Annotated in this window: 18 protein-coding genes and 1 tRNA gene; 13 read left to right on the top strand and 6 right to left on the bottom strand. The window is 72.0% G+C overall.

Going from position 1 to position 22,972, the window contains the following annotated elements:
* Positions 1–81: 81 nt before the first annotated feature.
* On the bottom strand, positions 82–1,902 hold the full coding sequence (locus DEI92_RS13500; protein ID WP_111013852.1) for a thiamine pyrophosphate-requiring protein: 1,821 nt from the start codon (positions 1,900–1,902) through the stop codon (positions 82–84).
* Between the two features lie 164 nt (positions 1,903–2,066).
* On the opposite strand from DEI92_RS13500, the gene DEI92_RS13495 reads away from it, so the two are divergent.
* Both DEI92_RS13495 and DEI92_RS13490 read left to right on the top strand, forming a co-directional pair.
* Positions 2,067–2,840: a LamB/YcsF family protein gene (locus tag DEI92_RS13495; protein ID WP_111013851.1), complete on the top strand. Its 774-nt coding sequence runs from the start codon at positions 2,067–2,069 to the stop codon at positions 2,838–2,840.
* A gap of 50 nt (positions 2,841–2,890) precedes the next feature.
* A complete protein-coding gene (locus DEI92_RS13490) occupies positions 2,891–4,639 on the top strand; it encodes a 5-oxoprolinase/urea amidolyase family protein (RefSeq protein WP_111013883.1) in 1,749 nt (582 codons plus the stop codon).
* On the opposite strand, the gene DEI92_RS13485 is transcribed toward DEI92_RS13490, so the two are convergent.
* Complete coding sequence (locus tag DEI92_RS13485; RefSeq protein WP_111013850.1) at positions 4,608–5,546, bottom strand: sugar phosphate isomerase/epimerase; 939 nt, start codon at positions 5,544–5,546, stop codon at positions 4,608–4,610. The genes DEI92_RS13490 and DEI92_RS13485 overlap by 32 nt on opposite strands.
* A complete protein-coding gene (locus DEI92_RS13480; RefSeq protein WP_111013849.1) occupies positions 5,543–6,709 on the bottom strand; it encodes a Gfo/Idh/MocA family protein in 1,167 nt (388 codons plus the stop codon). Before DEI92_RS13480 ends, DEI92_RS13485 begins: the two co-directional genes overlap by 4 nt.
* Positions 6,710–6,865: 156 nt before the next feature.
* On the opposite strand from DEI92_RS13480, the gene DEI92_RS13475 reads away from it, so the two are divergent.
* The 10 genes from DEI92_RS13475 to DEI92_RS16715 all read left to right on the top strand — a co-directional run bounded on the left by DEI92_RS13475 (position 6,866) and on the right by DEI92_RS16715 (position 17,107).
* A complete protein-coding gene (locus DEI92_RS13475) occupies positions 6,866–7,648 on the top strand; it encodes an SDR family NAD(P)-dependent oxidoreductase (protein WP_111013848.1) in 783 nt (260 codons plus the stop codon).
* Between the two features lie 111 nt (positions 7,649–7,759).
* A complete protein-coding gene (locus tag DEI92_RS13470; RefSeq protein ID WP_111013847.1) occupies positions 7,760–9,136 on the top strand; it encodes a glucose-6-phosphate dehydrogenase in 1,377 nt (458 codons plus the stop codon).
* Positions 9,137–9,158: 22 nt separating this feature from the next.
* On the top strand, positions 9,159–9,944 hold the full coding sequence (locus DEI92_RS13465) for a dienelactone hydrolase family protein (protein WP_111013846.1): 786 nt from the start codon (positions 9,159–9,161) through the stop codon (positions 9,942–9,944).
* 162 nt (positions 9,945–10,106) lie between these two features.
* Positions 10,107–10,179, top strand: a tRNA-Arg gene (locus DEI92_RS13460).
* A 354-nt stretch (positions 10,180–10,533) separates the two neighbouring features.
* Positions 10,534–11,634 carry an Lrp/AsnC family transcriptional regulator gene (locus DEI92_RS13455; protein WP_111013845.1) on the top strand — a complete coding sequence of 367 codons (1,101 nt, stop codon included), beginning with the start codon at positions 10,534–10,536 and terminating at the stop codon, positions 11,632–11,634.
* Positions 11,635–11,700: 66 nt separating this feature from the next.
* Positions 11,701–12,615, top strand: a complete 915-nt coding sequence (locus tag DEI92_RS13450) for a polysaccharide deacetylase (protein ID WP_111013844.1) — start codon at positions 11,701–11,703, stop codon at positions 12,613–12,615.
* A gap of 88 nt (positions 12,616–12,703) precedes the next feature.
* Positions 12,704–14,065 (top strand): MFS transporter, encoded by a 1,362-nt coding sequence (locus tag DEI92_RS13445; RefSeq protein ID WP_220035649.1) that lies wholly within the window; start codon positions 12,704–12,706, stop codon positions 14,063–14,065.
* Complete coding sequence (locus DEI92_RS13440; RefSeq protein ID WP_111013843.1) at positions 14,062–14,895, top strand: SDR family NAD(P)-dependent oxidoreductase; 834 nt, start codon at positions 14,062–14,064, stop codon at positions 14,893–14,895. The genes DEI92_RS13445 and DEI92_RS13440 overlap by 4 nt, the downstream gene beginning before the upstream one ends.
* Positions 14,892–15,920, top strand: a complete 1,029-nt coding sequence (locus DEI92_RS16720; RefSeq protein WP_220037215.1) for a ketopantoate reductase family protein — start codon at positions 14,892–14,894, stop codon at positions 15,918–15,920. The genes DEI92_RS13440 and DEI92_RS16720 overlap by 4 nt, the downstream gene beginning before the upstream one ends.
* The gene (locus tag DEI92_RS16715) at positions 15,917–17,107 is read left to right on the top strand and encodes a M20 family metallopeptidase (RefSeq protein ID WP_220037500.1); all 1,191 of its coding nucleotides are present in this window, start codon (positions 15,917–15,919) and stop codon (positions 17,105–17,107) included. Before DEI92_RS16720 ends, DEI92_RS16715 begins: the two co-directional genes overlap by 4 nt.
* A gap of 51 nt (positions 17,108–17,158) precedes the next feature.
* Here DEI92_RS16715 and DEI92_RS13430 read toward each other — a convergent pair whose 3' ends face one another.
* Complete coding sequence (locus DEI92_RS13430; RefSeq protein WP_258370203.1) at positions 17,159–17,830, bottom strand: DUF4232 domain-containing protein; 672 nt, start codon at positions 17,828–17,830, stop codon at positions 17,159–17,161.
* A 71-nt stretch (positions 17,831–17,901) separates the two neighbouring features.
* A complete protein-coding gene (locus DEI92_RS13425) occupies positions 17,902–19,398 on the bottom strand; it encodes a glycoside hydrolase family 6 protein (RefSeq protein WP_181434907.1) in 1,497 nt (498 codons plus the stop codon).
* Positions 19,399–19,899: 501 nt separating this feature from the next.
* Between DEI92_RS13425 and DEI92_RS13420 the strand changes: the two genes are divergently transcribed.
* Complete coding sequence (locus DEI92_RS13420; RefSeq protein ID WP_220035646.1) at positions 19,900–21,285, top strand: sugar porter family MFS transporter; 1,386 nt, start codon at positions 19,900–19,902, stop codon at positions 21,283–21,285.
* 328 nt (positions 21,286–21,613) lie between these two features.
* On the opposite strand, the gene DEI92_RS13415 is transcribed toward DEI92_RS13420, so the two are convergent.
* A complete protein-coding gene (locus DEI92_RS13415) occupies positions 21,614–22,921 on the bottom strand; it encodes a GNAT family N-acetyltransferase (protein WP_111013841.1) in 1,308 nt (435 codons plus the stop codon).
* Between the last annotated feature and the right edge of the window lie 51 nt (positions 22,922–22,972).

The raw sequence follows: 22,972 nt of genomic DNA, 5'->3' as shown, positions 1-22,972 counted from the left end.
CCATGCGACGCCTCAGGCTACCGCCGCCGCTGCCGAAAACACAGGGTGCGGCAGACGAGCAGCCTCGTTCCACCCGCCTCGTTACTTCCGATCGCCGATGTGGAGCGCGTCCTTCACCCGCTCGATGCCCTCGGTCGCGAGCGCCGATGCCGAGTCCCGGATCACGCCGGCCTCCATCGGGTCGCCCTTGAGCAACGACTTGGCCGTGTTGAGCGCGTACTCACGGGTGATGTGCGGTGGGAGCGGCGGGACGTTGCGGCTGACGTAGGCGTCGATGAGCGTGACCCCGTCGTGCGCGAAGGCCTCGGCGACAGCGGACTCCACCTGGTCGTCACTGCGCACCTGGACGCCCCGGAACCCGAGGAGCTCGGCGTAGCCGGCGTAGTCCATCGACTCGACGTCCTGCGAGCCGCGCCACAGCGGATTGCCGTCCTCCGTGCGCATCTCCCACGAGACCTGCGCGAGGTCGTCATTGTGCATGACCACGATGATGAACTGCTTGGTCTCCCACTGCTGCATGTACTTCTTCACGGTGATCAGCTCGTTCATGCCGAGCATCTGGAACGCGCCGTCACCGATGGTGCAGACCACCGTCTTGTCGGAGTGGGCCAGCTTCGCCGCGACCGCGTAGGGCATCGCCGCGAGCATGGTCGCCAGGCGGCCCGAGAGGTCGCCGCGCATGCCCCGCTTCAGGCGGATGTGGTGCCCGAACCAGTCGGCGGTCGTCCCGGCGTCCGCGGTGACGATCGCCCCGTCGGGCAGGTTCGCGTTCACGGCCTCGGTCACGCGCCGCGGGTTGACCCCGTCGTGGTACTCCTTCTGTGCCTGCGCGTGCATCTCCTGTTCCCAGTCCTGCATCTCGGCGGCGATCCGCTCCTGCCAGGACAGGTCGGTCTTCTGCTCGAGCAGGGGGAGGAGGGCCTCGAGCGTCGACTTCACGTCGCCCCAGAGGTTCAACTCCGTCGGGTAGCGCACGCCGAGCTGTTCGGGCTTGAGGTCGACCTGGATGCCACGCGCCTGGCCCGTCGCGGGCAGGAACTCGCCGTACGGGTAGTTCGTGCCGAGCAGCACGATGGTGTCGCAGCGCTTGATCTGGTGGAGGCTCGGCAGGGACCCGAGGAGACCGACCTGCTGCGTGTGGTACGGCACGTCGGACGGGATCACGTCCTTGCCGCGGAGCGCGGTGATGATGCCCGCTCCGGCCTTCTCGGCGGCGGCGAGGACCTCGTCGGTGGCGCCCGTCGCACCCGCGCCGACCAGGAACGTGACCTTCTCGCCCGCGTTGATGATGTCCGCCGCCTGGCGGATCTGCTCCATCGGGGGCGTGATCGCCGTCGACGGGATGGCTTCGCTCGAGCGCGAGACCCAGTGGGCCGACGGCGTCGCCTTGATGGTCATCGCCTGGACGTCGTGGGGGATCACGACGACCGCGGGCTGGAGACGGAGCCGGGCCGTGCGGAAGGCGGTGTCGATGACGGCGCTGGCCTGGTCGGGCGACACGATCGTCTCGACGTAACAGGCGACGTCCGTGAACACGCGCTCGAGATTGCTCTCTTGCTGGGTGAAGGTGCCGATCGAGTCGAGACCCTGCTGCCCGACGATCGCGACGACCGGCTGATTGTCCATCTGGGCGTCGTACAGCCCGTTGAGCATGTGGAACGCGCCGGGGCTCGAGGTCGCGACGCACACGCCGACCTCGCCCGTGAACTTGGCATGCGCCGTCGCCATGAGCGCGCAGATCTCCTCGTGCGTCGGGCGGATGTACTCGATGCCCGTCCCCGCACGATCGGTCTTGCCGAGTGCTCCGTCGAACGCGCCGATGCCGTCGCCGGGGAACCCGAAGATCCGGCTGACGCCCTGGTCCTTGATCCGCTCGATCAGGAACTCGCTCACGGTGGTCATCGCGTACCTCTCTTCGGCGCCGGGGTCGGGCGCCTGGGACTCGGGTGGTGGGACGGGGCCGTCCTCGTGCCTCCAGCGTGCTCCCTCCACGGGGCCGGGTTCCCAGCCCGTCGCCCGGTGGTGGAGGATCGGGGGAGCGGACCGGATGTGGAGGGACGGGCAGCATGACCACGATCGATCTCAACGCAGACCTCGGCGAGGGCTTCGGCCGGTGGACCCTCGGGGACGACGCCGCGATGCTCGATGTCGTCACGAGCGCGAACGTGGCGTGCGGATTCCACGCGGGCGACCCGTTGTCGCTCCGGTCCGTGCTCGAGCAGGCTGCCGCACGGCAGGTGTCGGTCGGCGCGCACGTCGCGTACCGGGACCTCGCCGGGTTCGGACGGCGGTACGTGGACGCCTCCCTGCACGAACTCGCAGCGGACGTGATCTACCAGATCGGCGCGCTGGCCGCCCTCGCCCGGGCAGCCGGGACGACCGTCCGTTACGTCAAGCCGCACGGCGCCCTCTACAACACCATCGCGGAGGGCGGACCGCACGCCGAGGCGGTCGTGCAGGCGGTCCTGGCGGTCGACCCGGGCCTCCCGGTCGTCGGTCTCGCCGGGTCCGCGTTCCTCGACCTCGCTCGCGATGCCGGGCTGCCCGTCGTGGCCGAGGCGTTCGCGGACCGTGCGTACGCCGCCGACGGGTCCCTCGTGTCCCGACGCCTTCCGGGGGCCGTGCTCCACGATCCGACCGAGATCGCCCAGCGCGTCGTCGCGATGGTCACCAGCGGGGCGGTCACCGCGGTCGACGGGACCAGCGTGCCGATCGACGCCGCGTCGATCTGCCTGCACGGGGACTCGCCCGGCGCGGTCGCCGCGGCGCTCGCCGTCCGGTCCGCACTCGGATCAGCGGGCGTGGTCCTGGCGCCGTTCGCGGCGGTCCGAGCGGCGTGACGGCGACCGGCGGCGTGACCGGCCCAGAGGGCGAGAGCGGGTCCGGGCGCGTGACCGACTCCGGCGCCCGGGCGCCCCGGGTGCTGCGCCTCGGCGTCGACGGCGTGCTCGTCGAGGTCCCCGACACGGCCGCCGCGCTCGCCCTGCACGCCGCGCTCCGGACGCTCGACCTGCCCGGGGTGACCGAACTGGTGCCCGCCGCGCGGACCGTCGCCGTCCGCTTCGCACCGGGCGCCACGACCGCCGACGCGATCGCCGCCGCGCTGCGCGGCGTACCGCTCGACGCGTCGCCGCCCGCCGCCGACGGTCTCGTCGAGGTGCCAGTGGTCTACGACGGCGAGGACCTCGACCAGGTCGCCGACCGCACCGGGCTGAGCGTGGACGAGGTCGTCCGCCGGCACACCGCGCCGGAGTACTCGGTCGCGTTCACCGGGTTCGCGCCGGGGTTCGCCTACCTGGTCGGAGGCGACACGGTCCTCGACCTGCCGCGGCGCAGCAGTCCGCGCACGGCGATCCCCGCCGGTTCCGTGGCGATCGCGGGCGGCCACAGCGGCATCTACCCGCGGCCGAGCCCCGGCGGCTGGCATCTGCTCGGGCACACCGACCTGGTGATGTGGGACCCCCATCGGATCGGGGCGGAGGCCCTGCTCCGTCCGGGCATGCGCGTCCGGTTTCGCGCGGTCCACCCGGCGTCATCCGCCGCTGCGTCATCCGCCGCTGCGTCATCCGCCGCTGCGTCATCCGCCGCTGCGTCATCCGCCGCAGTGTCCCCGGCCGCACGCCCGACCGCCGTCGGTCGGGAGGCCCGACCCGCTCCGACGGAGCCGTCACGTCCGACCGCTCCCAGGCGAGGCCTCGAGGTCCTGTCGCCCGGGCTGCTCAGCACCGTGCAGGACCTCGGCAGACCGGGCCGCGCGGCCCTCGGCGTCACCCGCTCCGGTGCGCTCGATCGCGTCGCCCACCGTCGCGCGAACCGTCTCGTCGGGAACGCGGCGGGCGCCGCGGCGGTCGAGCACGTCGGGGGAGGGCTCACCGTGCGGGCTCGTGGCGAGCTCGTCCTGGCGGTCACGGGCGGCGTCGGCGCGATCGAGGTCCTGCCCGCGGCGGAAGGGACGCTCGACGAGCGATCGGTGCTGCTCCCGGGCGACGACGAGCCCGCGCGCCGGGCGGTGCCGATCGAGCCCGACCGTCCGTTCGCGCTGCACGACCGTGAGGTCCTGGTGCTCGGTGCGCCGACGACCGGGGCCGTCGCGACCCTCGCCGTCCTCGGTGGACTCGACCTGCCGCCCGTGCTCGGATCACGCGCGACCGACGTGCTGTCCGGTCTCGGGCCGGCACCGCTCCGGGCCGGCGACGTCCTGCCCATCGGGTCGGACACGGCGGCGGCGGTGGCCGACGCGGCGGAACCGGGCCCGGTCCTCCCGACCGTCGAGGACGTGGTCGACGTCCGGTTCGTGCCCGGACCCCGCGACGACTGGATCGACGGGGGTACCGACGCCCTGCACGCGGTCGTCTGGCGGGTGACGCCACGCTCGAACCGTGTCGGGGTGCGGCTCGACGCGGGCACGCACGCACTCGCGCGGAGCGTGGGCGGCGAGCTGCCGAGCGAGGCGGCGGTACCCGGGGCGATCCAGGTGCCACCCGAGGGTCGACCGGTCGTGTTCCTCGCCGACCACCCCGTCACGGGCGGCTACCCCGTGGTCGGCGTCGTCGTGCCCGAGGACCTCGGGCTCGTCGCACAGGTACCGGTCGGCGGCGCGATCCGGTTCACGCCGACGGCGAGTGCTCTTCGGCGATGAGCGGCCGTAACGTCCGGTGCGCGATCCGGAGCCCCTCGAGCACCTTGTCGTCCGTGCCACCCCACAGCGGGTCTTCGTGCTCGACCGACAGCGTGCCCGTGAACCCGGCCTCGTACAGGCGGTCCACGACGTGCGACCAGTCGACCACGCCACGACCGGGCACGCGGAAGCGCCACCAGCCCATGTCCCACGGGTCGTCGCCCTTGTCGACGAGCCCGAAGAAGCCGTAGCGGTCGCGCCGCGCCGGGAACAGTTCGACGTCCTTCGCCTGCGCGTGCACGATGTGCTCCGCGAACGGCAGGATCGTCTCGACCGGGTCGATGCCGATCCACGTCAGGTGCGACGGGTCCCAGTTCAGGCCGAACCCGAGGCCCGTCACCCACTCCCACAGCTCCGGGCTGTAGGCGATGTTCCCCGGGTAGCCGTCCGGGTGCCAGCCCTCCATGACGCAGTTCTCGATGATGAGCTTGACGTCGCGCTCGCCCGCGTAGTCCACGAGCTCGGGCAGCACGCGGTCGCCCTCCGCCATGTTCTCGCGCACGCTCTTGCTGTTGTCGCGGCCGATGAACGTGCCCACGTAGGGGACGCCGAGCCGCTGCGCCGCGTCGATCGCGTGCTTGAGGTGGGTCCGGACCGCGTCACGACGCTCGGGGTCCTGGTGCAGGTTGTTCTCGTAGTAGGCGAGCGCGCTGATCTCGAGTCCCGTGCGGGCCATCAGGTCCTCGGTGGCGCTGGCGTCCTCGTCGGTGAAGGTCGCGACGGGCAGGTGCGAGGCCTCGAAGTCGCGGCCGCCGACGTTCGGCCACACGGCGACCTCGAGTCGCTCGTACCCCTGAGCGGCCGCGAACTCCGCGATCCGGCCGAGGTCCCATCCGGGCAGGCAGGCCGTGAGCATCCCGAGCTTCATGCGATGTCCTTCCAGGCTCCGTCACCGGCACTGGCGACGACGGCGTCGATGACGTGGGCGGCGCGCGCGCCGTCCGCGAACGTGGGCAGGCCTTCCGGCCACACGCCGCCGTCCCGTGAGGCACGGACGGCGGCGTAGGTGTCGCCGACGAACGCCGTGAAGGCGTCGAGGTACCCCTGCGGGTGACCCGATGGCACGACGGCCAACCGCCGCTGGTCGGGCGACCCCTGCGAGGGGTCGCGCACGAGGATCGTGGCGCCGGTCTCGGTGCCGAACCAGGCGGACTCCGGTTGCTCCTGGTCGAACGCGGCGCTCGAGCGGGTGCCGTCGACCTCGAACCACAGGCGGTTCTTGCGTCCGGCCGCGACCTGCGACACGACGACGTTCCCGATCCGGCCGTGGGTCGTGCGGAAGGTGGCCACCGCGGTGTCCTCGGTGGTGACGGGGGCCTGCGCGACGGGCACCGCGCCTCCCGGCACCGGATCGGGGTAGGGGGCGCCGGAGAAGGACGGCCCCGACGACGCCGGGCGCGTGGGGTAGACGATGTCGGCCGTGGCCGTCACGGTCGCGAATCGCTCGCCGGTGACGAACTCGACGAGGTCGCACCAGTGCGACCCGATGTCGGCGAAGGCGCGCGACACACCGCCCGCTCCGGCGTCGACCCGCCAGCTCGACGAGCCCTCGTCGAGCATCCAGTCCTGCAGGTACGAGCCGTGGATCGCGAGCACGCGTCCGAGATCGCCGCCGGCGATCCGCGACCGGATCTCGCGCACGATCGGGTGGAAGCGGTAGACGAACGGGACGGTCGCGACGACACCGGCACGCTCGGCGGCGGCCGTGAGCTCGTCGGCCTGTGCGGCGTCGACCGCCAGGGGCTTCTCGCACACCACGTGGATCCCCGCCGCGATGATCGCCATCGTCTGCGGGTGGTGCTGGTCGTTCGGGGTGCACACGTGCACGACGTCGGGTGCGTCGGCGAGGAGCTCGTCGAGGTCGGCGTAGCCGCGCGGGAGCCCGAGGTGCTCGGCGACCTGTGCCGAGCGTTCGGGAGTGCGTCCGAGGACCCCGGTGACCACGGCACCGGCGGCGCGCGCCGATCGTACGTGGACGGTCGCGATCATGCCCGTGCCGATGACGGCGACGCGCAGCGGGGGTGTGTTCATGGATGCTCTGCGTTCCTCGGTTCCGGAGTGAGCGTATTGGTGACGCACGGCCACGTTCAAGGACTCGCCGCCGAGCGTAACGTCGGGCCCCAACAGGTGCCGCTGGCCGCTCCGTGCGGTGAACGGCCGCTCTCGGCGGACGAGTGTGGAGGAACGATGACGGTGTCCGGGGACTACCAGCTGCAGGGTCGGACCGTGATCGTGACGGGCGCGGGCTCCGGGATCGGGCAGGCGATCGCGCGCGCGTTCATCGGTCAGGGCTGCAACGTGGTCCTCGCCGGACGGCGCGAGGACGCACTCGCCGAGACCGCCGAGGGCGCGCCGGCCGAGCACGTCATCGCGGTGCCCACCGACGTGACCGACCGCGAGAGCGTGGCCGACCTCGTCGCGATCGCCGCCGATCGCTTCGGTCGGATCGACGTCGTGGTCAGCAACGCGGCCGCCTACACGGCGGGCGAGATCGACGAACTCGGTGAGGGCGACTACCGCGCCATGGTCGCGACGAACCTCGACGGCACCGTGCACCTCGTGCAGGAAGCGCTCCCGCACCTCGAGCGGGCGCGGGGCGTCATCCTGTTCACGACGAGCGCCTCGGGACTCCGGGGGGACTGGCGCCAGGCCGTCTACAACGCCACGAAGGGCGCCATGACGACGCTCATGCAGTCGCTGGCGCTCGACCTCGGGGCGCGCGGCATCCGGGTCAACGCGGTGGCGCCGGCCCTGACCCGTACGGTGGCGAACGCGGAGCACTTCGCCGACCCGGACGTGGTCGCCCCACACGCCCAGCGGACCGCGCTCGGACGCATCGGCGAACCCGAGGACGTCGCGCCGGCGTTCCTCTTCCTCGCCAGCGACGACGCCCGCTACATCACGGGCGTCACGTTGCCGGTCGACGGAGGCACCACGGCGTCGACGGGCCAGGCGCACGTCGTCGGCTGACCACCGGTCGCGACCGCGCCCGGTCCTCGACAGCCGGGAGGCCCGTTCGAGGTTCCACAGTTCGGCCGGCGGTCGGAACCAGATCAGCGGTGCGTCGGTACGTTCGGAGCCATGGCGATCCAGACCACCCTCCTCATCCTCGGTGCCAGCGGCGACCTGACGAAGCGGCTCCTGCTGCCCGGCCTCGCCACACTCCTCGACGTCAAGCAGGACTGGGACATCGAGCTCATCGGCGCGGGCGTCGACGAGCTCTCGGACGAGGACTGGAAGCAGCGCGTCCGCGAGTCCTTCTCGAGCGCCGAGTGCGCCGGCGACCGCTTCGAGCAGATCATCGCGGCCAGCCACTACCGGAAGACGGACGTCACGAGCGCGGACGACCTCGGCGAGCTCCTGGCACAGTGCTCGCACGCGCCGGCGATCTACTTCGCCCTGCCGCCGGCGATCACCGAGCAGGCGTGCGAACAGCTCAAGGGCATGGACCTGCCCGACGGTGTGCGGCTCGCGATGGAGAAGCCGTTCGGCACCGACGCCGCGAGCGCCGAGAAGCTCAACGAGCTCCTCCACTCGTTCATCCCCGAGGAGCGCATCCACCGCGTCGACCACTTCCTCGGCCGCTCGACGGTGCTCAACCTCCTGGGCCTGCGGTTCTCGAACCGGATCATCGAGCCCCTGCTGTCGTCCACCCACGTCGAGAGCGTCGACATCATCTACGACGAGACCCTGGGCCTCGAGAACCGCGCGCGGTACTACGACCACGCCGGGGCGCTCACGGACATGATCCAGAGCCACCTGCTGCAGGTGCTCGCGGTCGTCGCGATGGAGGCCCCCGCCACGCTCGACGCCGACGACCTCCGCACGCAGAAGCAGCTCGTCTTCCGCGCCGTCAAGCCGTGGGGTGACGACCCGGCGACCGCTGGCAAGCGCGCCCGGTACACCGCCGGTACCGTCGGAGACCGCCAGCTGCCGTCGTACGTCGACGAGGACGGTGTCGACCCGGCGAACCAGACCGAGACCCTGGCGCAGATGACCGTCGAGGTCGCGAACTGGCGGTGGGCGGGCGTTCCGTTCACCCTCCGCTCCGGCAAGGCCCTGGGTGAACCGCGGCGCGAGATCGTCATCAACTTCCGCCCCTCGCCGCACGTGCCGGACGGCGTCGGCGGCGAGCACGAGCAGGACCGGCTCCGCATCTGGATCGCCCCCGACGAGATGAGCCTCGAACTCAACGTCAACGGTCCCGGCGACCCGTACGTCGTCGACCGCGCGAAGCTCGAGACGAAGTTCAACCCGGGCCGACTCACGGCGTACGGCGAGGTCCTCGCCGGTGTGCTCGAGGGCGACGCCACGCTCTCGGTGCGCGGTGACAGCGCGGTGCAGTGCTGGCGCATCGTCCAGCCGGTCATCGACGCCTGGCGCAACGGCGAGAGCCCGATCGACGAGTACCCGGCCGGTTCGCACGGTCCGTCGAACTGGGACAACCTCCTCCACTGATCCCGGGCGTACGGTCGGACGCGTGGCAACCATCCAAGACATCCTGAACACCGTTCCCGAGCCCGCCGGGGCCGACGTCCGCACCGGCATCGTCGAGTACGACCACGACGGCACGCCGCTCGAGGGCATCCTCGCGAAGGACGCGAACCTCACCGGTCGGCGTCCCGCCGTGCTCGTCGTCCATGACTGGCACGGCGTGAACGAACATGTCGAGGCCCGCGTCACGATGCTGGCCCGCCTCGGCTACGTCGCGTTCGCGGCCGACATCTACGGCAAGGGCGTGCGCCCGACCGGAGCAGAGGCCGGAGAGGTCGCCGGCAGCTTCTACCAGGACCTCGGGCTCCTGCGTGCCCGTGCTCGTGCCGGACTCGACCGCCTGCTCGAGGACCCGCAGGTCGACCCCTCGCGCGTGGTGGTCATGGGCTACTGCTTCGGCGGCTCCACGGCCCTGGAACTCGCTCGGACCGGTGCGGACCTCGTGGGGGCGGTGTCGTTCCACGGCGGTCTGATCACCCACGATCCGTCCGACGCCGGCGACATCCGGGCGAAGCTCCTGGTGCTGACCGGTGCTGCCGATCCGATGGTCGGGGACGACAAGGTCCACGCGTGGCAGGACGAGATGCGCGCGGCGCCGCACGTCGACTGGCAGCTCGTGTCGTACGCGAACGCGATGCACGCGTTCGCCGTCCCCGGTACGGACGCGCCCGACCACGGCGCGCAGTACCAGGCGCTCGCCGACCGCCGCTCCTGGCGAGCGCTCGAGGACTTCCTGACCGAGGTGTTCGGTCCGGAGCAGCTCGCGGCCTGACCGTCCGGGCGGGAGGTGCGGCGTGCCTCCCGTCCGGCGCCGCGCTGGCACCACCCGTTCGCGCCTCGATCGGCGCGCCGGGTCCCGTGCCCCGGGTCCCGTGCCCCGATTGGCGCGCCGGGTCCCGAGCCTGGTAGAGTCTTCCACGGCCGTTCGGCCACTGCGCTCGTAGCTCAATGGATAGAGCATCTGACTACGGATCAGAAGGTTGGGGGTTCGAGTCCCTTCGAGCGCACACTGTGTTGAGACAGCAGTGAACGAGAACGCCCCGGCATCGCCGGGGCGTTCTTCGTTGTCCCGGTGATCTCGGAACCGGAGCGACGTCGCGTCGAACGTCCTGGTGGCGACGCCCAGCGGCCGCCGCGTCCGCGCTGCTCGAGAGCGGCTGCTGTCCGCAGTCCGTGCGCAGCGGTCCTCGACCGGAGCCGGGACGGCCACGCGAGGAGGCCGCCCGCCGGACGACGGCGTCGCTGATCGGCGGTATCCGCGCGCATCGGTCCGGCCCTGCGCGTGAAAACTCTGTGTTACAGCCTTGCCGTGACCGATATCAGCACTGGACGCCGCTTCCGTGACGGATTACCGTCGCCGTATGACGAGTTCGGGTGATCGCGGGTCCGTTCGGCCACCGGCCGCGGGGGACACCGATGGCACTCCGGCCGACGGCAGCGCTGGGACGCCCGATCCGATCGACCTCGCGCTCCTGACAGCGCTCGCTGCGGACGGTCGCGCTTCCTGGGCCGCCCTGGGCGAGGCATCCGGATGCTCGGCATCGACAGCACAGCGGCGGGTCGGTCGCTTGAACGTGCTGGGCTTCGTCCGGATCATCGCCGCGACCGACGTGCTCGCAGCCGGGTTCGGGGTGTCGGCGATGGTCCGGATGCGCTGTGGCGCGAGCCGGACGGCCGATCTCGTCGCACGACTGCAGAGCCGCCCCGAGGTCCGGTTCCTCGCCACGCTGACCGGCACTGCGGACTGCGTCGCCGAGCTCGTGGTCGAGCGGATCGCGGACATCGGACCCCTGCTCGCCGACATCGCGCCGGGCGGTGATGTCGAGACCGAGGCGTTGCCCGTGCTCCGCACGTTCACGGCACCCTTCACGGTGTTCCCGGGGAAGTCCCTCCCGATGCCCCTGAGCGCGACGGCCAACGCGCCTGCTCCGGACCTCGGCGCCGATGACGGGGTGCTGCCCACCGAGGTCGCCGCGACGCCGCTCGAGCGCGCGATGGTCGGCGCTCTCGTCCGTGATGGGCGGACACCGCTGAACGACCTCGCGCGGCACCTCGATCGAACCGAGACCGCCACGCGTCGCGCGCTCGAGCAGCTCATCGCCTCCGGGCGGGTTCGCGTCGGACCACTGGTCGCGCCGGCGCTGCTCGGCCTGGGCACCGAGCTCATGGTCTGGATCTCGGTGGCGCCGGACCTGCTCGGTGCGGCCGCACGACAGCTCGCCCAGCACCCCGCCGTGCACTACGCGGCCGCGACCCTCGGACGGTACAACCTCATCGGCCAAGCGTTCCTCCGGGACTTCGCCGCGGTCTACACCTTCGCCACGGACGTGCTCGGAGCGCTGCCGGGTGTCCGCGAGGTCGACGTCACCGTGCAACTGACCACCAGGAAGCGCATGTGGCGCCGCATCGAGGACGGCCGGTTCGTCGACGCCGACGACGCGCAGGCCCCCGTGCTGACATGACCGGCACCGCGGCGGCCCCGACCGGGGTCGCCGCTCCGACCAACCCACCCGACGAGGAGTGACCCCATGAGCGAGATCGAGCAGCAGGAGCCCTGGCGCTGGCCCGAGGAGGTCTGGCGCGGCCACGTGGAGCGGGTGCGGGCCGGCCGCAGCCTCCTGCCCGCAGCGGGCCCCGGTCGCTGGCCGGACGAGGCACGCGTCGCGGTGGCGATCTCGTTCGATTCGGATCACGAGACCCCGGCACTCCGCGACGGCGAGACGTCACCCGGGCGCATGGCGCAAGGGGAGTACGGGGCCCGTGCAGCAGTGCCACGCATCCTCGAACTGCTCGACCGGTACGAGGCGCCCTCGTCGTTCTACATGCCGGCGGTCTGCGCGCTGCTGCGTCCGGACGAGGCCCCGACGTACGTCGAGCACGGCCACGAGGTCGCGGTGCACGGCTGGATCCACGAGCGGAACACGCTGCTGGCGCACGACGACGAGCTCGATCTGCTCGGGCGTGCGATGGAGGTACTCGAGTCGCAGACGGGTGTGCGCCCGACGGGCATCCGAACGCCGTCCTGGGACTTCTCGGACTCGACGCTCGACGTCGTCCGCGAGCTGGGGTTCACGTACGACTCGTCCCTGATGGCGGACGACGACCCCTACGAGATCCTGCAGGACGGTGAGCGCACCGGCATCGTGGAGATCCCGGTGGACTGGATCCGTGACGACGCTCCGTACCTGATGATGGAGCGGTTCCAGTCCCTCCGGCCGTACACGCCGCCGCGCGAGGTGGGCCGGATCTGGCGTGACGAGTTCGACGCCGCGTACGCGGCCGGTGGTGTGTTCCAGCTGACCATGCACCCCCACTTCATCGGGCACCGGTCGCGGCTGCTCGTGCTCGACGAGCTGCTCGCCCACATCCGCACGCACGACGACGTCTGGTTCGCCACACACGCCGACCTCGCCGCGCACGTGGCGCCCGGCCTGACCGACTGAGTCGCCGGCGAGCACCCCGCCCGTCGACCGCGTACCGCTCCACCCGCCCATCCACCCCGTCCCGTTCCACCGACCAGAAGGGGTCATCGTGACCCAGGACGCAACCCCCGCAGCAGCGCTGCCCAACGCACCGACGGCGACCAGCACACCCCCGCCCGTCGCGACGAGTGACACGAAGCTGTCCCGCCGTGGCCGCAAGGCGATCCTCGCCGGCGGCATCGGCAACGTCGTCGAGTGGATCGACTGGTCCGTCTACACGACGTTCTCGTCCGTCTTCTCGCACCACTTCTTCCCGTCCGGTGACGACGCCGCCGCGCTCCTGGCGACGCTCGCGGTGTTCGCGGTCGGGTTCGTGATGCGCCCGGTGGGTGCGGCGGTGCTCGGGGCCTTCGCGGACCGCCACGGGCGCAAGAAGGGCCTCATGCTCACCATCGGGTTGATGGCGGCCGCGTCCCTGGTGATCGGCGTCACGCCGAGCTACTCGGTGATCGGGATCGGCGCGCCGATCGTGCTGCTGCTGGCCCGGCTCGTCCAGGGGTTCTCGGCCGGTGGCGAGTTCGGCTCCTCCTCGGCGTTCCTGGTCGAGTCCGCGGCACCGCGCCGCCGGGCGTTCGCGGGCTCATGGCAGCAGGTCTCCGTCGGGGCGGGGGTGCTCGTCGCATCCGGCATCGGCGCGATCATCACCTCGACGTTCTCGGCGAGCGCCCTCGACGCCTGGGGTTGGCGCGCCGCCTTCGTGTTCTGCGCCGCGATCGGGCTCGTCGGGATCTGGCTGCGCACCAGCGTCGAGGAGACCGACTCGTTCACCACCCAGCGCCGCGACGACGAGGCCGGGGAGGTCCGGCGCCGCAACCCGATCGTCGCGATGTTCCGCGACCACCCCGGTGCCACGGCACGGGTCTTCGGCGTCACGATCGCGGGCACGCTCCTGTACTACATGTGGGTCTCGTACATGCCCACCTACGCCGCCGTCACGACGGGCCTGCCGCTCAACGAGGCGCTCCTGGCCAACGTGATCGCGATGGTCGTGTTCCTGGTGCTCCTGCCGTTCGCGGGTCTCCTGTCCGACAAGATCGGACGGAAGCCGACGATGTCGATCTTCGCCGGCGGGTTCCTCGTGTTCGCCTGGCCAGCGTTCACGATGCTGAACGGATCGTTCTGGATGCTCGTCCTCGTCGAGGTGATCGGGATCGTGCTGTTGCTCGGCTACTCGGCGAACTGCGCCGTGATCATGGCGGAGCAGTTCCCGCCCGAGGTGCGAGCCACCGGGATCGGCCTGCCGTACGCGTTGGCCGTCGCGATCTTCGGCGGAACCGCGCCGTACATCACCACCTGGATGAGCGGCGCGGGTCTCGGCCACGTCGTCTGGGTCTACTGCGCGATCGCCGCGGCGATCGGACTGGTCGTCTACCTGACCATGCCCGAGACCAAGGGCAAGGTCCTCAAGTGACGCGGCACGTGCTCGTGACCGGCGCCGCGAGCGGCATCGGTCTCGCAGTCGCGACCCGGTTCGCGACCGACGGCGCGCTCGTGACCATGGTCGACCTCCGCGCCGAGCCACTCGACGCGGCGTCCGCGTCGGTCGCGTCGGTCGCCGCACTCGGTCGGGAGGCGGTGGTCACCATCACCGCGGACCTCCGCGAACCCGACGCGCCCGCCGCGGTCGTCGACAGGGCATGGGACCGAGCGGTCGTCGACGTGCTCGTCAACGCGGCGGGCGTCTACCCGGCGACCCCGTTCCTCCAGCTCGACGCGGCCACGTGGGACGCGGTCCAGGCGGTCAACGTCCGCGCCCCGCTCCTCGCCACCGTCGCGCTCGCGCGGCGGGCCGAGACGGCGGGGACGCGGCCGTGCGTCGTGAACATCTCGTCCGGTTCGGCGCTGCGTGCGCGTCCCGGCGCGGCCCCGTACAGCACGTCGAAGGCCGCGCTGGAGATGGTGACCCGTGCCTCCGCACTCGAGCTCGGCGCCGCCGGCATCCGCGTCAACGCGGTCGCGCCCGGGTTCGTCGACGTCGACAGCGACGTCAACCGTGTCACCGACGAGTACGCCGCAGCGGTGTCCGCCAACCCGCTCGGTCGTCGAGGCCGCCCGACCGACATCGCGAACGCCGTGGTCTGGCTGGCCGACGACACGGCGGCCGAGTGGGTGACCGGCTCGATCCTCCGGGTCGACGGCGGATCGTCGACCGGAGCCCACGCACTGCCCCTGAGTTGGGACCCGGTCGACGCGCGTGCCGACACGGACGACCAGCCCATCCGAGAGGAGACATCCGCATGACCACCGACCGCACCACCACGATCGTCGGCGCCGGCGCGATCGGGGGCACCCTCGCCGTGCACCTCGACGCCGCGGGCGTCCCGGTCCAGCTCGTCGACGCCGATCCCGCCCACGTGGCAGCGATCCGTGAGCGCGGGCTCACCCTGCTCACGCCCGACGGGGCGACGACCGCGCACGTGCCCGCGTACACGCTCGAGGACGCGCCCGACGAGCTCGGCCGGGTCCTGCTCGCGGTCAAGGCGCTCGCCACCGATGCGGCTGCCGCCTGGATCGCACCGCGGCTCCGCTCGGACGGGTTCGTGGCGTCGCTCCAGAACGGACTCAACGAGGCCACCATCGCCGGGCACGTCGGTGTCGACCGGACCGTCATCGCCTTCGTCGACCTCTTCGCGGACGTGATGGAGCCGGGGGTCGTCAAGGACGGCGGCCACGGGGGCATGGCCCTCGGCGAGTTCGCCGGCGGGACGAGTGACCGCGTGCGCGACCTGGCCGCCGATCTGGCGCACTGGGGGAGCCCGGTCGTGTCCGCCAACGTCGAGGGCTTCCTCTGGTCGAAGCTCGGCTTCGGCGCGATGCTCACGGCCACCGCGCTCGCGGACGACGACATGAGCGACCTCATCGACCGCAACCGCGCCGTCATGACGACGCTGGCGCGCGAGGTGTTCGACGTCGCGGACGGCCGGGGGATCGCACTCGAGCCGTTCGACGCGTTCGACCCGCAGGCGTTCCGTTCCGGTGCCGATCCGGCGACCACCGAGCGTGCCCTCGACGACCTCGTCGCCTGGCTCGCCACGCAGTCGAAGACGCGGTCCGGCATCTGGCGGGACATCGCCGTCCGGCACCGGCGGACCGAGGTGCCGGCGCACTACCGCCCGGTCGTCGAGATGGGTGCCGCGCAGGGCGTCGCGCTGCCCGCGATCGAGGCGCTCATCACCGCGATCGTGCGCCTCGAGGAGGGCGAGAGTGCGATGGACGAGGCCGCGATCGCCGCGCTCGCGCCGTCGACGGTCGGGGAGGCGCGATGACCGCCACCGGGACGACCACCGACCTGCTCGACTGGGTCGCCGGGCACCGCGACGCGATGGTGGGCGACGTCCTGGCGTACGTCGGGATCGAGACGCCCTCGGACGCGCCGGCGCTCCTCGCGGAGGGCCTCGCGTGGGTCGAGCAGTGGCTCGGCGAGACGGTCGGTGCTCCCACTGCTCGCGCCGTGCACCCGACCGACGGCCACGGTGACGTCGCGGTACTCGACCTGGAGGCGCCGCTCGGCTCCGACGTGTGGGTCACCGCGCTCTGTCACTACGACACCGTGTGGGCCGCCGGGACCATCGCTGCGCGTCCGGCCGCCGTGGACGGCGACCGGATGACCGGACCCGGGGTCTACGACATGAAGGCCGGACTGGTGCAGCTCGCGTGGGCGATCCGTGCCGTGGACGCCGCCGCACTCCCGCGTCCGAACATCCGCCTGCTGCTCAACGGCGACGAGGAGGTCGGCAGCAAGGGCTCCCGCACCGTCATCGAGGACACGGTCCGGCGCACCGACGGACCCGTGCTGGTGTTCGAGGCGTCCGCCGGAGAGCACGGCGCACTGAAGACCGCCCGGAAGGGCGTCGGGCTGTTCGACATCGAGATCACCGGCGTCGAGGCGCACGCGGGACTCGACCCCCGCGCCGGGGCGAGCGCGGTGGACGAGCTCGCCCGGGTCGTGCTGACGCTCCACGGCGCGACGGACCTCGAGGCCGGAACGAGCTGCAACGTCGGTGTCGTCGCGGGCGGGACCCGTCCCAACGTCCGTGCGGGACACGCGTCCGCGGCGCTCGACGTCCGCGTCTCGTCGTCCGAGGAGGCGGACAGGATCGACGGCGTGCTCGCGGCGCTCACCCCCGAGAACCCACTGGCGACGATCACCGTCCACGGTGGGTGGAACCGACCGGTCATGGAGCGCACCGAGGCCAACGTCGCCCTGTTCGCACGTGCTGAGTCGGTCGCCCGCGGCATGGGGCTGACGGTCGAGGAGACGGCGGTCGGCGGCGCCAGTGACGGGAACTTCGCCTCTGCGCTCGGTCGCGCCGTGCTCGACGGACTGGGCGCCGTCGGTGACGGAGCGCACGCGCGGCACGAGTGGGCGAGCGTGCAGGGCATGGTGGAGCGGACCGCACTCGCGGCGGGCGTCCTCGTCGACCTGGCGAGTGGGACTGACGTGCGACGCTGAGTCCCGCGAGCAGGACGGCGGACGGGAGGCCGGGCCTCCCGTCCGCCGGTGTCAGGGGTGGGCGGGCCCGACCACGACCGCGCCCGTCGTCAGCAGGTGCACGGTGCCCGATGCGCAGGCCGTGTACGCCGTGTCCTTGATGAACAGCGACGTCTTCGACCCGGGCGGGTAGACCCGGAACCCGTCGGCCGGCTGCGGCGAGCACTCGGCGGCGTCGTATGCGGCGGCCTGGGTGATCTTGAGCGCGACCTGTCCCTGGGCTCCCGGCCCGAGGGTGACGGTGTCGTGCTCGGAGGTCCGGTCGAGCTCGGCCGGCGCGCCGATCTGCTCGCCGTCCCCGCCGCCGACGAAGGACACGCCAGGCCAGCCTTGCAGGGTGCACGGCGTGGTGCCGGTGTTCGTCAGCGTCAGGACGATGCCGACGCTGCCGGCCGCACCGCCGGTGCCTTCCGCGGTACCACCGCTGAGCTGATCCGTGGTGCAGCGGCCGCCGGCGGCCGAGGTCGAGCCGTCCGAGTCTCCGGTGCCGCTCCCACCGGTGCCGCTCCCGCCGGCGGTGACCGACGGGCTGGCGGTCGCCGTCGTGGTCGTGGTCGCCGTGGCGGTCCGCGTGGCCGTGACCGTCGGTCGGTCGGAGCCGCTGCCCGAGCCGGCGCAGCCGGTCAGGGCGATCACCGCGGCCAGGGCGGTCGCGGACGTGAGCACCATCGTCGTCGTCTTCACCAGGCCGACCCTAGCGCCGGCCTGGAACAGACCACGATGCGACTCGGAGGCTCCGATGCGGAATCGATACGTCAGTACCCGGCGTTCCGCGCGAGCTCGAGCGCGATGGTGTTCCACCAGGTCCCCGCGGCCGGTCCACCGTTGCACGTGCCGTCGGAGGCCCCGACGGTCTTGATCCACAACGCGGCGTCCTCGTTGCCGTGGCTGCTCGCCGCCGGTGCCTGGCCGATCGCGCGTCCCCGGGCGTTGCACCACTCGCCGTCGGAGCCGTTGCCGTTGCGCGACGTGTCGATGACGTAGTGCGCGCCGCCGAGCAGTCGGGAGACCTCGTCGGCGTAGGCCTGGACGTCGCTCGTCGACTTGTAGTTCGACACGTTCACGGCGAACCCGCGCACGCCCTGCACGCCGGCGGCGAGGAGGCGGGACACCATCGTCGCGGTGTCGACGCCGGAGTTGCTCGTCCCGGCGTCGAGGTAGACGGTGGCGCCCGCGGCGGTCAGGGTGGTCGCCGCAGCGCGCAGGAGGCCCGTGCGGTCACCTTGCACGTCGGGGCATCGGCCGAGTTGCAGCAGCGCATCGGGTTCGAGCACGACGGCGACCCGTCGGTGCGCGATGCCCGCGGCGATCTGGGCGATCCACCTCGGGTAGTCCGTCGCCGAGAAGCCCCCGGCCGAGTAGCTCCCGCAGTCGCGGCCGGGGATCCCGTAGACCACGAGCGTCCCGGTGCGGCCCGCGGCGACGGCGGCTCCGACGTACGCGGACGTGGTGGCGGCGACGGTCGCGATCGTGTTGCCGCTCCCGAGCCACCGCGTGCCGCCGTGCGCGCTGATCCGGTCGAGCACCGCGGCGTCGGTGGTGTCGCCGCTGGCCCGGAGCGCCGCAGCGGCGGCGACGGAGGGGTAGTCGGGGTCGACGTAGGGCGCGGCGGTGGTGAAGGGGTCCGTGCCGACGCTCGGCACCGGGGGCACCATCGGCGTGGGGGAGCCCTCGGCCCGCCACTGTGCGGTCGTGATCGGTGTGCTCACCCCAGCGACCCGCTTGACCACCTGCGATGACCCGACGCTGCTCAGGTAGTACGTGTCGGCTCGGTACGTCACGGACGATGCCGGGATGCTCGCGGTCTCGGCGGCCGTGGCGTGCCGCCAGACCCCGACCGGGGTGCGCACGATGATCTCGGAGGGGTTCGACGCGTAGCTCGAGTACTCCATCGCCGGGACCCGGTCGACGATGCGTGGCGTCGGCGTGCCCTGGGCCGTCCACTGCGCCGTGGTGACGGTGCTGACGACGTCGCTCGACACCTTGTAGATCGGGCCGGTGGTCCCGACCCGGAGGAACTGTGTGTTCGCCAGGTACGTGACGGCGTCCGGCGGCACGGCGGCGGCCTCGGCCGGCGTGAGCAGGCGGTAGCCCGCGGCGGTCTTGCCGATCACCTCGGCGGGCGCCGAGGCGTAGCGGACGTAGCCCGTGTAGGTGGTCGCCGCCGACGCGGCGCCCGGGCGGGCGAGTGCAGCCGCGAGGACGGCCACGACGACCGCGAGGAGGGTGACGACCGTGCGGACGTTGGACACGAGGGCGCGCCGGAGACGCGGCGCACAGGGGTTCGACACTGGTGCTCCGTGGTGGGGGGAGGGCGTGGGGAGTCGGCCGGAGCGGTGGCCGGGCCGCTCCTGATCAGCGGTCCGGCCCCTGGCCGACATCGAGGATCGCTCCTGCTCCCGGTGTCGGGGCAGCCTCCGTTCGGGGGGTGGTTCTGCCCCAGAACGGGGGTCGACCGCCACCCCCGGCGCGAGCGGCGGGGATCGACGCCGTGATGTCCCGGTGGCCGTGTACGTCCTGACCCGGCGCGCCGCCCCATGACGGACGGTTGTGGCGGCCCGGCTGAACGACCACGCAGCCGTCCCGGCGTGCTCTGGACAGAACGCTGCGTCGAACGGCCCATCGCCAGTCACGTTCGCCGTCAGCGTTCGAAACGAGGAGTGAGCGCTCACTGTGAGCGCTCACCTCGACGTACACTCGACCGGGCCGCCGAGCCAACCGGACTCGGCGGATGGGATGACGACGGAGTTGTGATGACATCGACGGAGATGACCGCGCGGGACGCCCGCAGGACGACCGGGCACCACCGCAGGGGGATCGTGGTGTGGGCCTCGGTGATCGCAGGGCTCGGAGGGTTCCTGTTCGGCTACGACACGGGCATCGTGTCGGCCGCGCTGCTGTACGTGGCGCCCGAGTACCACCTCGGTGAGTTCGGACAACAGTTCTTCGTGGCGATCCTGCTCGCCGGCGCCGTGATCGGCGTCATGGGCGGTGGTCCGGTGGTCGACCGCCTCGGTCGACGCCGCACCCTGATCCTGCTCGCCGCGATCTACATCGTCGGCGCGCTCGGCAGCTCGCTCATCGGCTGGCTCCCGCTCATCTACGTGTCGCGGTTCCTGCTCGGCCTGAGCGTCGGGTCGTCCTCGCTCGTCGTGCCGATGTACATCGCCGAGATCGCCCCGGCCCGCATCCGTGGGCGCCTCGTGTCGTTCAACCAGCTGTTCGTGGCGCTCGGCATCTTCGTGTCCTACCTGGTCGGCTACGCGTTCGCCCCGATCGAGGGTTGGCGTTGGATGATCGGCCTCGCCGCCGTGCCGGCCGTCGTCATGCTGGTCGGCCTCCTGCCGCTGCCCGAGAGCCCGCGCTGGCTCGCCGCGAAGGGCCGGGTCGACGACGCCCGCGCCGTCCTCGAGCGCATCCGGTCCACCGTGGCCGAGGCCGCGGCGGAGCTCGGTGACATCACCGGCGCGATCAAGTCCGAGCACGCGGTCAGCTACCGGTCGCTGTTCCGGACCCGCGGTGTCCGTCGCGGCATCGTGATCGGCGTCGTCGTCGCGGCCACGAACCAGCTGTCCGGCGTCAACGCGATCCTCTACTACGCGCCCACCATGCTGAAGTCCGCCGGGTTCGGGGACTCGTCCGCGATCCTCAGCTCGGTCGGCATCGGCGGGGCATTCCTGCTGTTCACCCTGATCGGACTGCTGCTCGTCGACTTCCTCGGCCGCCGCTGGCTCCTCATCGGCGGGACCCTGATCGTCGCCATCGCGCTCGCCGCGATCGGTGCGCTCTACCTGTTCCCGCAGTCGTCGACGGTCGGCGTGCTCCTCGTCATCGGCCTCATGATCTACGAGGGCGTGTTCGCCGCGAGCCTCGGCATCGCGATCTGGCTCGTCAACAGCGAGGTCCTGCCCAACCGGGTCCGTGGCAAGGCGCAGTCCTTCGGCACGGTCACCCACTGGGGCCTCGACCTGATCATCTCGCTCGTGGTCCTCAGCGTGATCTCGGGCCTCAGCGCCACGACCCTGTTCTGGGCGTTCGCGGTCTTCGCGATCGCGGGCACGATCACGATGTGGAAGATCCTGCCGGAGACCAAGGGTCGGAGCCTCGAGGACATCGAGCGCCAGCTCGAGGAGGCGTAGGACCGGCGACGGGAGGAGCGGTGCGGACCCGCACCGCTCCTCCCGTCCGACGACGAGGATCGGGTGTCCTCCCGCTTCGGGTCACGGGAGGACACCCGCCGTTCGCCGCCGTGTCCTGCTGGTGGTCCAGGGACACGGGAGGCGCCGACCGGAACGGGGATGGTCGGCCTTCGCGACCCGATCGGCCGCGAGGAACGTCTGTGGTTGTCGGTGAGACGCCGACCCGGAACTGTTCGAGTTCCGCATTCACCGTCCCAACAGCGCACTGTACGTGTGTCCAGGTCCGGAGACAAGGGGTTGCGCGGAGCGTTCCCGTCCGTCGCCGGGGTCAGAAGTAGGCGATCTGGTGGGGGGTCCGGATGGGGACGAGCATGGCGCGGAGCCGCGCGGCCGACCCGGCTTCCGCACGGACGAGGCCGGCGGCGACGAGCGTGCCGACGTCCACCGCGCCGAGCACGAGTGCGCCGAGTTCCGCGACGTCGAGTTCGACGTCGGCCTCGTCCTGTCCGCCCGCGGTCCGCTCGACCGTCGCACGGCCCTGGGCCACCGACAACCGCAGCGTCCCGTCCGAGAACCCGAGTGCGTCGTGGACGCCGATCGTCACCGTGCCGTCCACCGCGAACGGGCGGGACGCGAACGTCGCCACCGGGTCGAGCACGCGGAACCAGACGTGGTCCTCCTCGAACACGGTGGACAGCGCACGGTCGTCGGCGAGCACGTGGAGGACCGGGTCGTCGACGCGGGCCGTCCCGTACCGGACCACGCGCACGAGGTCGACGGCGAGCAGGTGGTGCCAGAGCGCGATGTACGCCTCGTCCGTCGCGGCGACGAGGTCGACGATCTCGAGCCGCACCGCGTGCCGCTCCGTCTGCTCCGCCTTGTACGTCACGTAGCCGTCGACGGGCTCCGACCGGGAGGGCCGGTGCACGACCGCGCGGACCGCCCGGTTCGGCTCACCGTCGCCCTGGCGACCGAGGAGGGCGTTCCAGGTGCCCTCGTTCCGGGTCATCGAGCCCGGCGTCCGCGCGTGGAACCGCTCGTACACCTGTCGGGCGAGCCCCTGGGCCAGGACGGCGGTGTCGACCGGGGCGATCTCGCCCACGGCCGGCACGAGCAGCGGGAGCGCCGCGGATCGGTCGACGTCGATCGTGCGCTCGCGGATGGCGGCGCCGAAGCCGAACCGGCGGTAGATCGTGCCTTCGCTCGCCGTCAGGCTCGCGAGCGGGTACCCATCGTCCGCCGCACGCTGCAGGGAGTCGGTCATCATGCGCCGGAGGATGCCGCGTCGGCGTTCGGTCGGGCGGACCGTCACCGACGCGATCGCGAAGGTGTCGATCTCGGTGCCGTCGCCCCAGCTCAGGCGCTTCGGGAGACTGCCGAACGTGCCGACGGGCGCGTCGACGTCGAGCGAGTCGGGCATGGGGTCGCGCCGGTGGACGGCGAGCAGCTCGGCGCGGTCCTCGATGACGTGCCGGATCATCCGCCCGAGGCGCTCGGGGGCCACCTCGGGTTCGTGGAACCCGGCGTCGACGCTCGCGAAGAACGCGGTGGTCTGCGCGTCGGCCGTGCCCTCGGGCGTCAGGCCGGGCGCGAACCGGCGGATGGTGTAGCGGTCGTCGAAGCTGCTCTGGTCCACGTCCCCACGCTACCGACCGGCCTCTGCCCCCTTCCGCGGGATCGCAGTCGT

It is taken from the genome of Curtobacterium sp. MCBD17_034, from assembly GCF_003234515.1.
In the GTDB taxonomy this organism is placed as follows: domain Bacteria; phylum Actinomycetota; class Actinomycetes; order Actinomycetales; family Microbacteriaceae; genus Curtobacterium.
This window is presented reverse-complemented; position numbering and strand designations above follow the sequence as displayed.

What these genes read in the sequence shown, in the direction of transcription:
- DEI92_RS13495 (WP_111013851.1), top strand. Translation starts at nt 2,067, where the DNA reads ATGACCACGATCGATCTCAACGCAGACCTCGGCGAGGGCTTCGGCCGG.
- DEI92_RS13450 (WP_111013844.1), top strand. Translation starts at nt 11,701, where the DNA reads ATGAGCGAGATCGAGCAGCAGGAGCCCTGGCGCTGGCCCGAGGAGGTC.
- DEI92_RS13420 (WP_220035646.1), top strand. Translation starts at nt 19,900, where the DNA reads ATGACATCGACGGAGATGACCGCGCGGGACGCCCGCAGGACGACCGGG.
- DEI92_RS16720 (WP_220037215.1), top strand. Translation starts at nt 14,892, where the DNA reads ATGACCACCGACCGCACCACCACGATCGTCGGCGCCGGCGCGATCGGG.
- DEI92_RS13475 (WP_111013848.1), top strand. Translation starts at nt 6,866, where the DNA reads ATGACGGTGTCCGGGGACTACCAGCTGCAGGGTCGGACCGTGATCGTG.
- DEI92_RS13455 (WP_111013845.1), top strand. Translation starts at nt 10,534, where the DNA reads ATGACGAGTTCGGGTGATCGCGGGTCCGTTCGGCCACCGGCCGCGGGG.
- DEI92_RS13500 (WP_111013852.1), bottom strand. Translation starts at nt 1,902, where the DNA reads ATGACCACCGTGAGCGAGTTCCTGATCGAGCGGATCAAGGACCAGGGC.
- DEI92_RS13470 (WP_111013847.1), top strand. Translation starts at nt 7,760, where the DNA reads ATGGCGATCCAGACCACCCTCCTCATCCTCGGTGCCAGCGGCGACCTG.
- DEI92_RS13485 (WP_111013850.1), bottom strand. Translation starts at nt 5,546, where the DNA reads ATGAAGCTCGGGATGCTCACGGCCTGCCTGCCCGGATGGGACCTCGGC.
- DEI92_RS13480 (WP_111013849.1), bottom strand. Translation starts at nt 6,709, where the DNA reads ATGAACACACCCCCGCTGCGCGTCGCCGTCATCGGCACGGGCATGATC.
- DEI92_RS16715 (WP_220037500.1), top strand. Translation starts at nt 15,917, where the DNA reads ATGACCGCCACCGGGACGACCACCGACCTGCTCGACTGGGTCGCCGGG.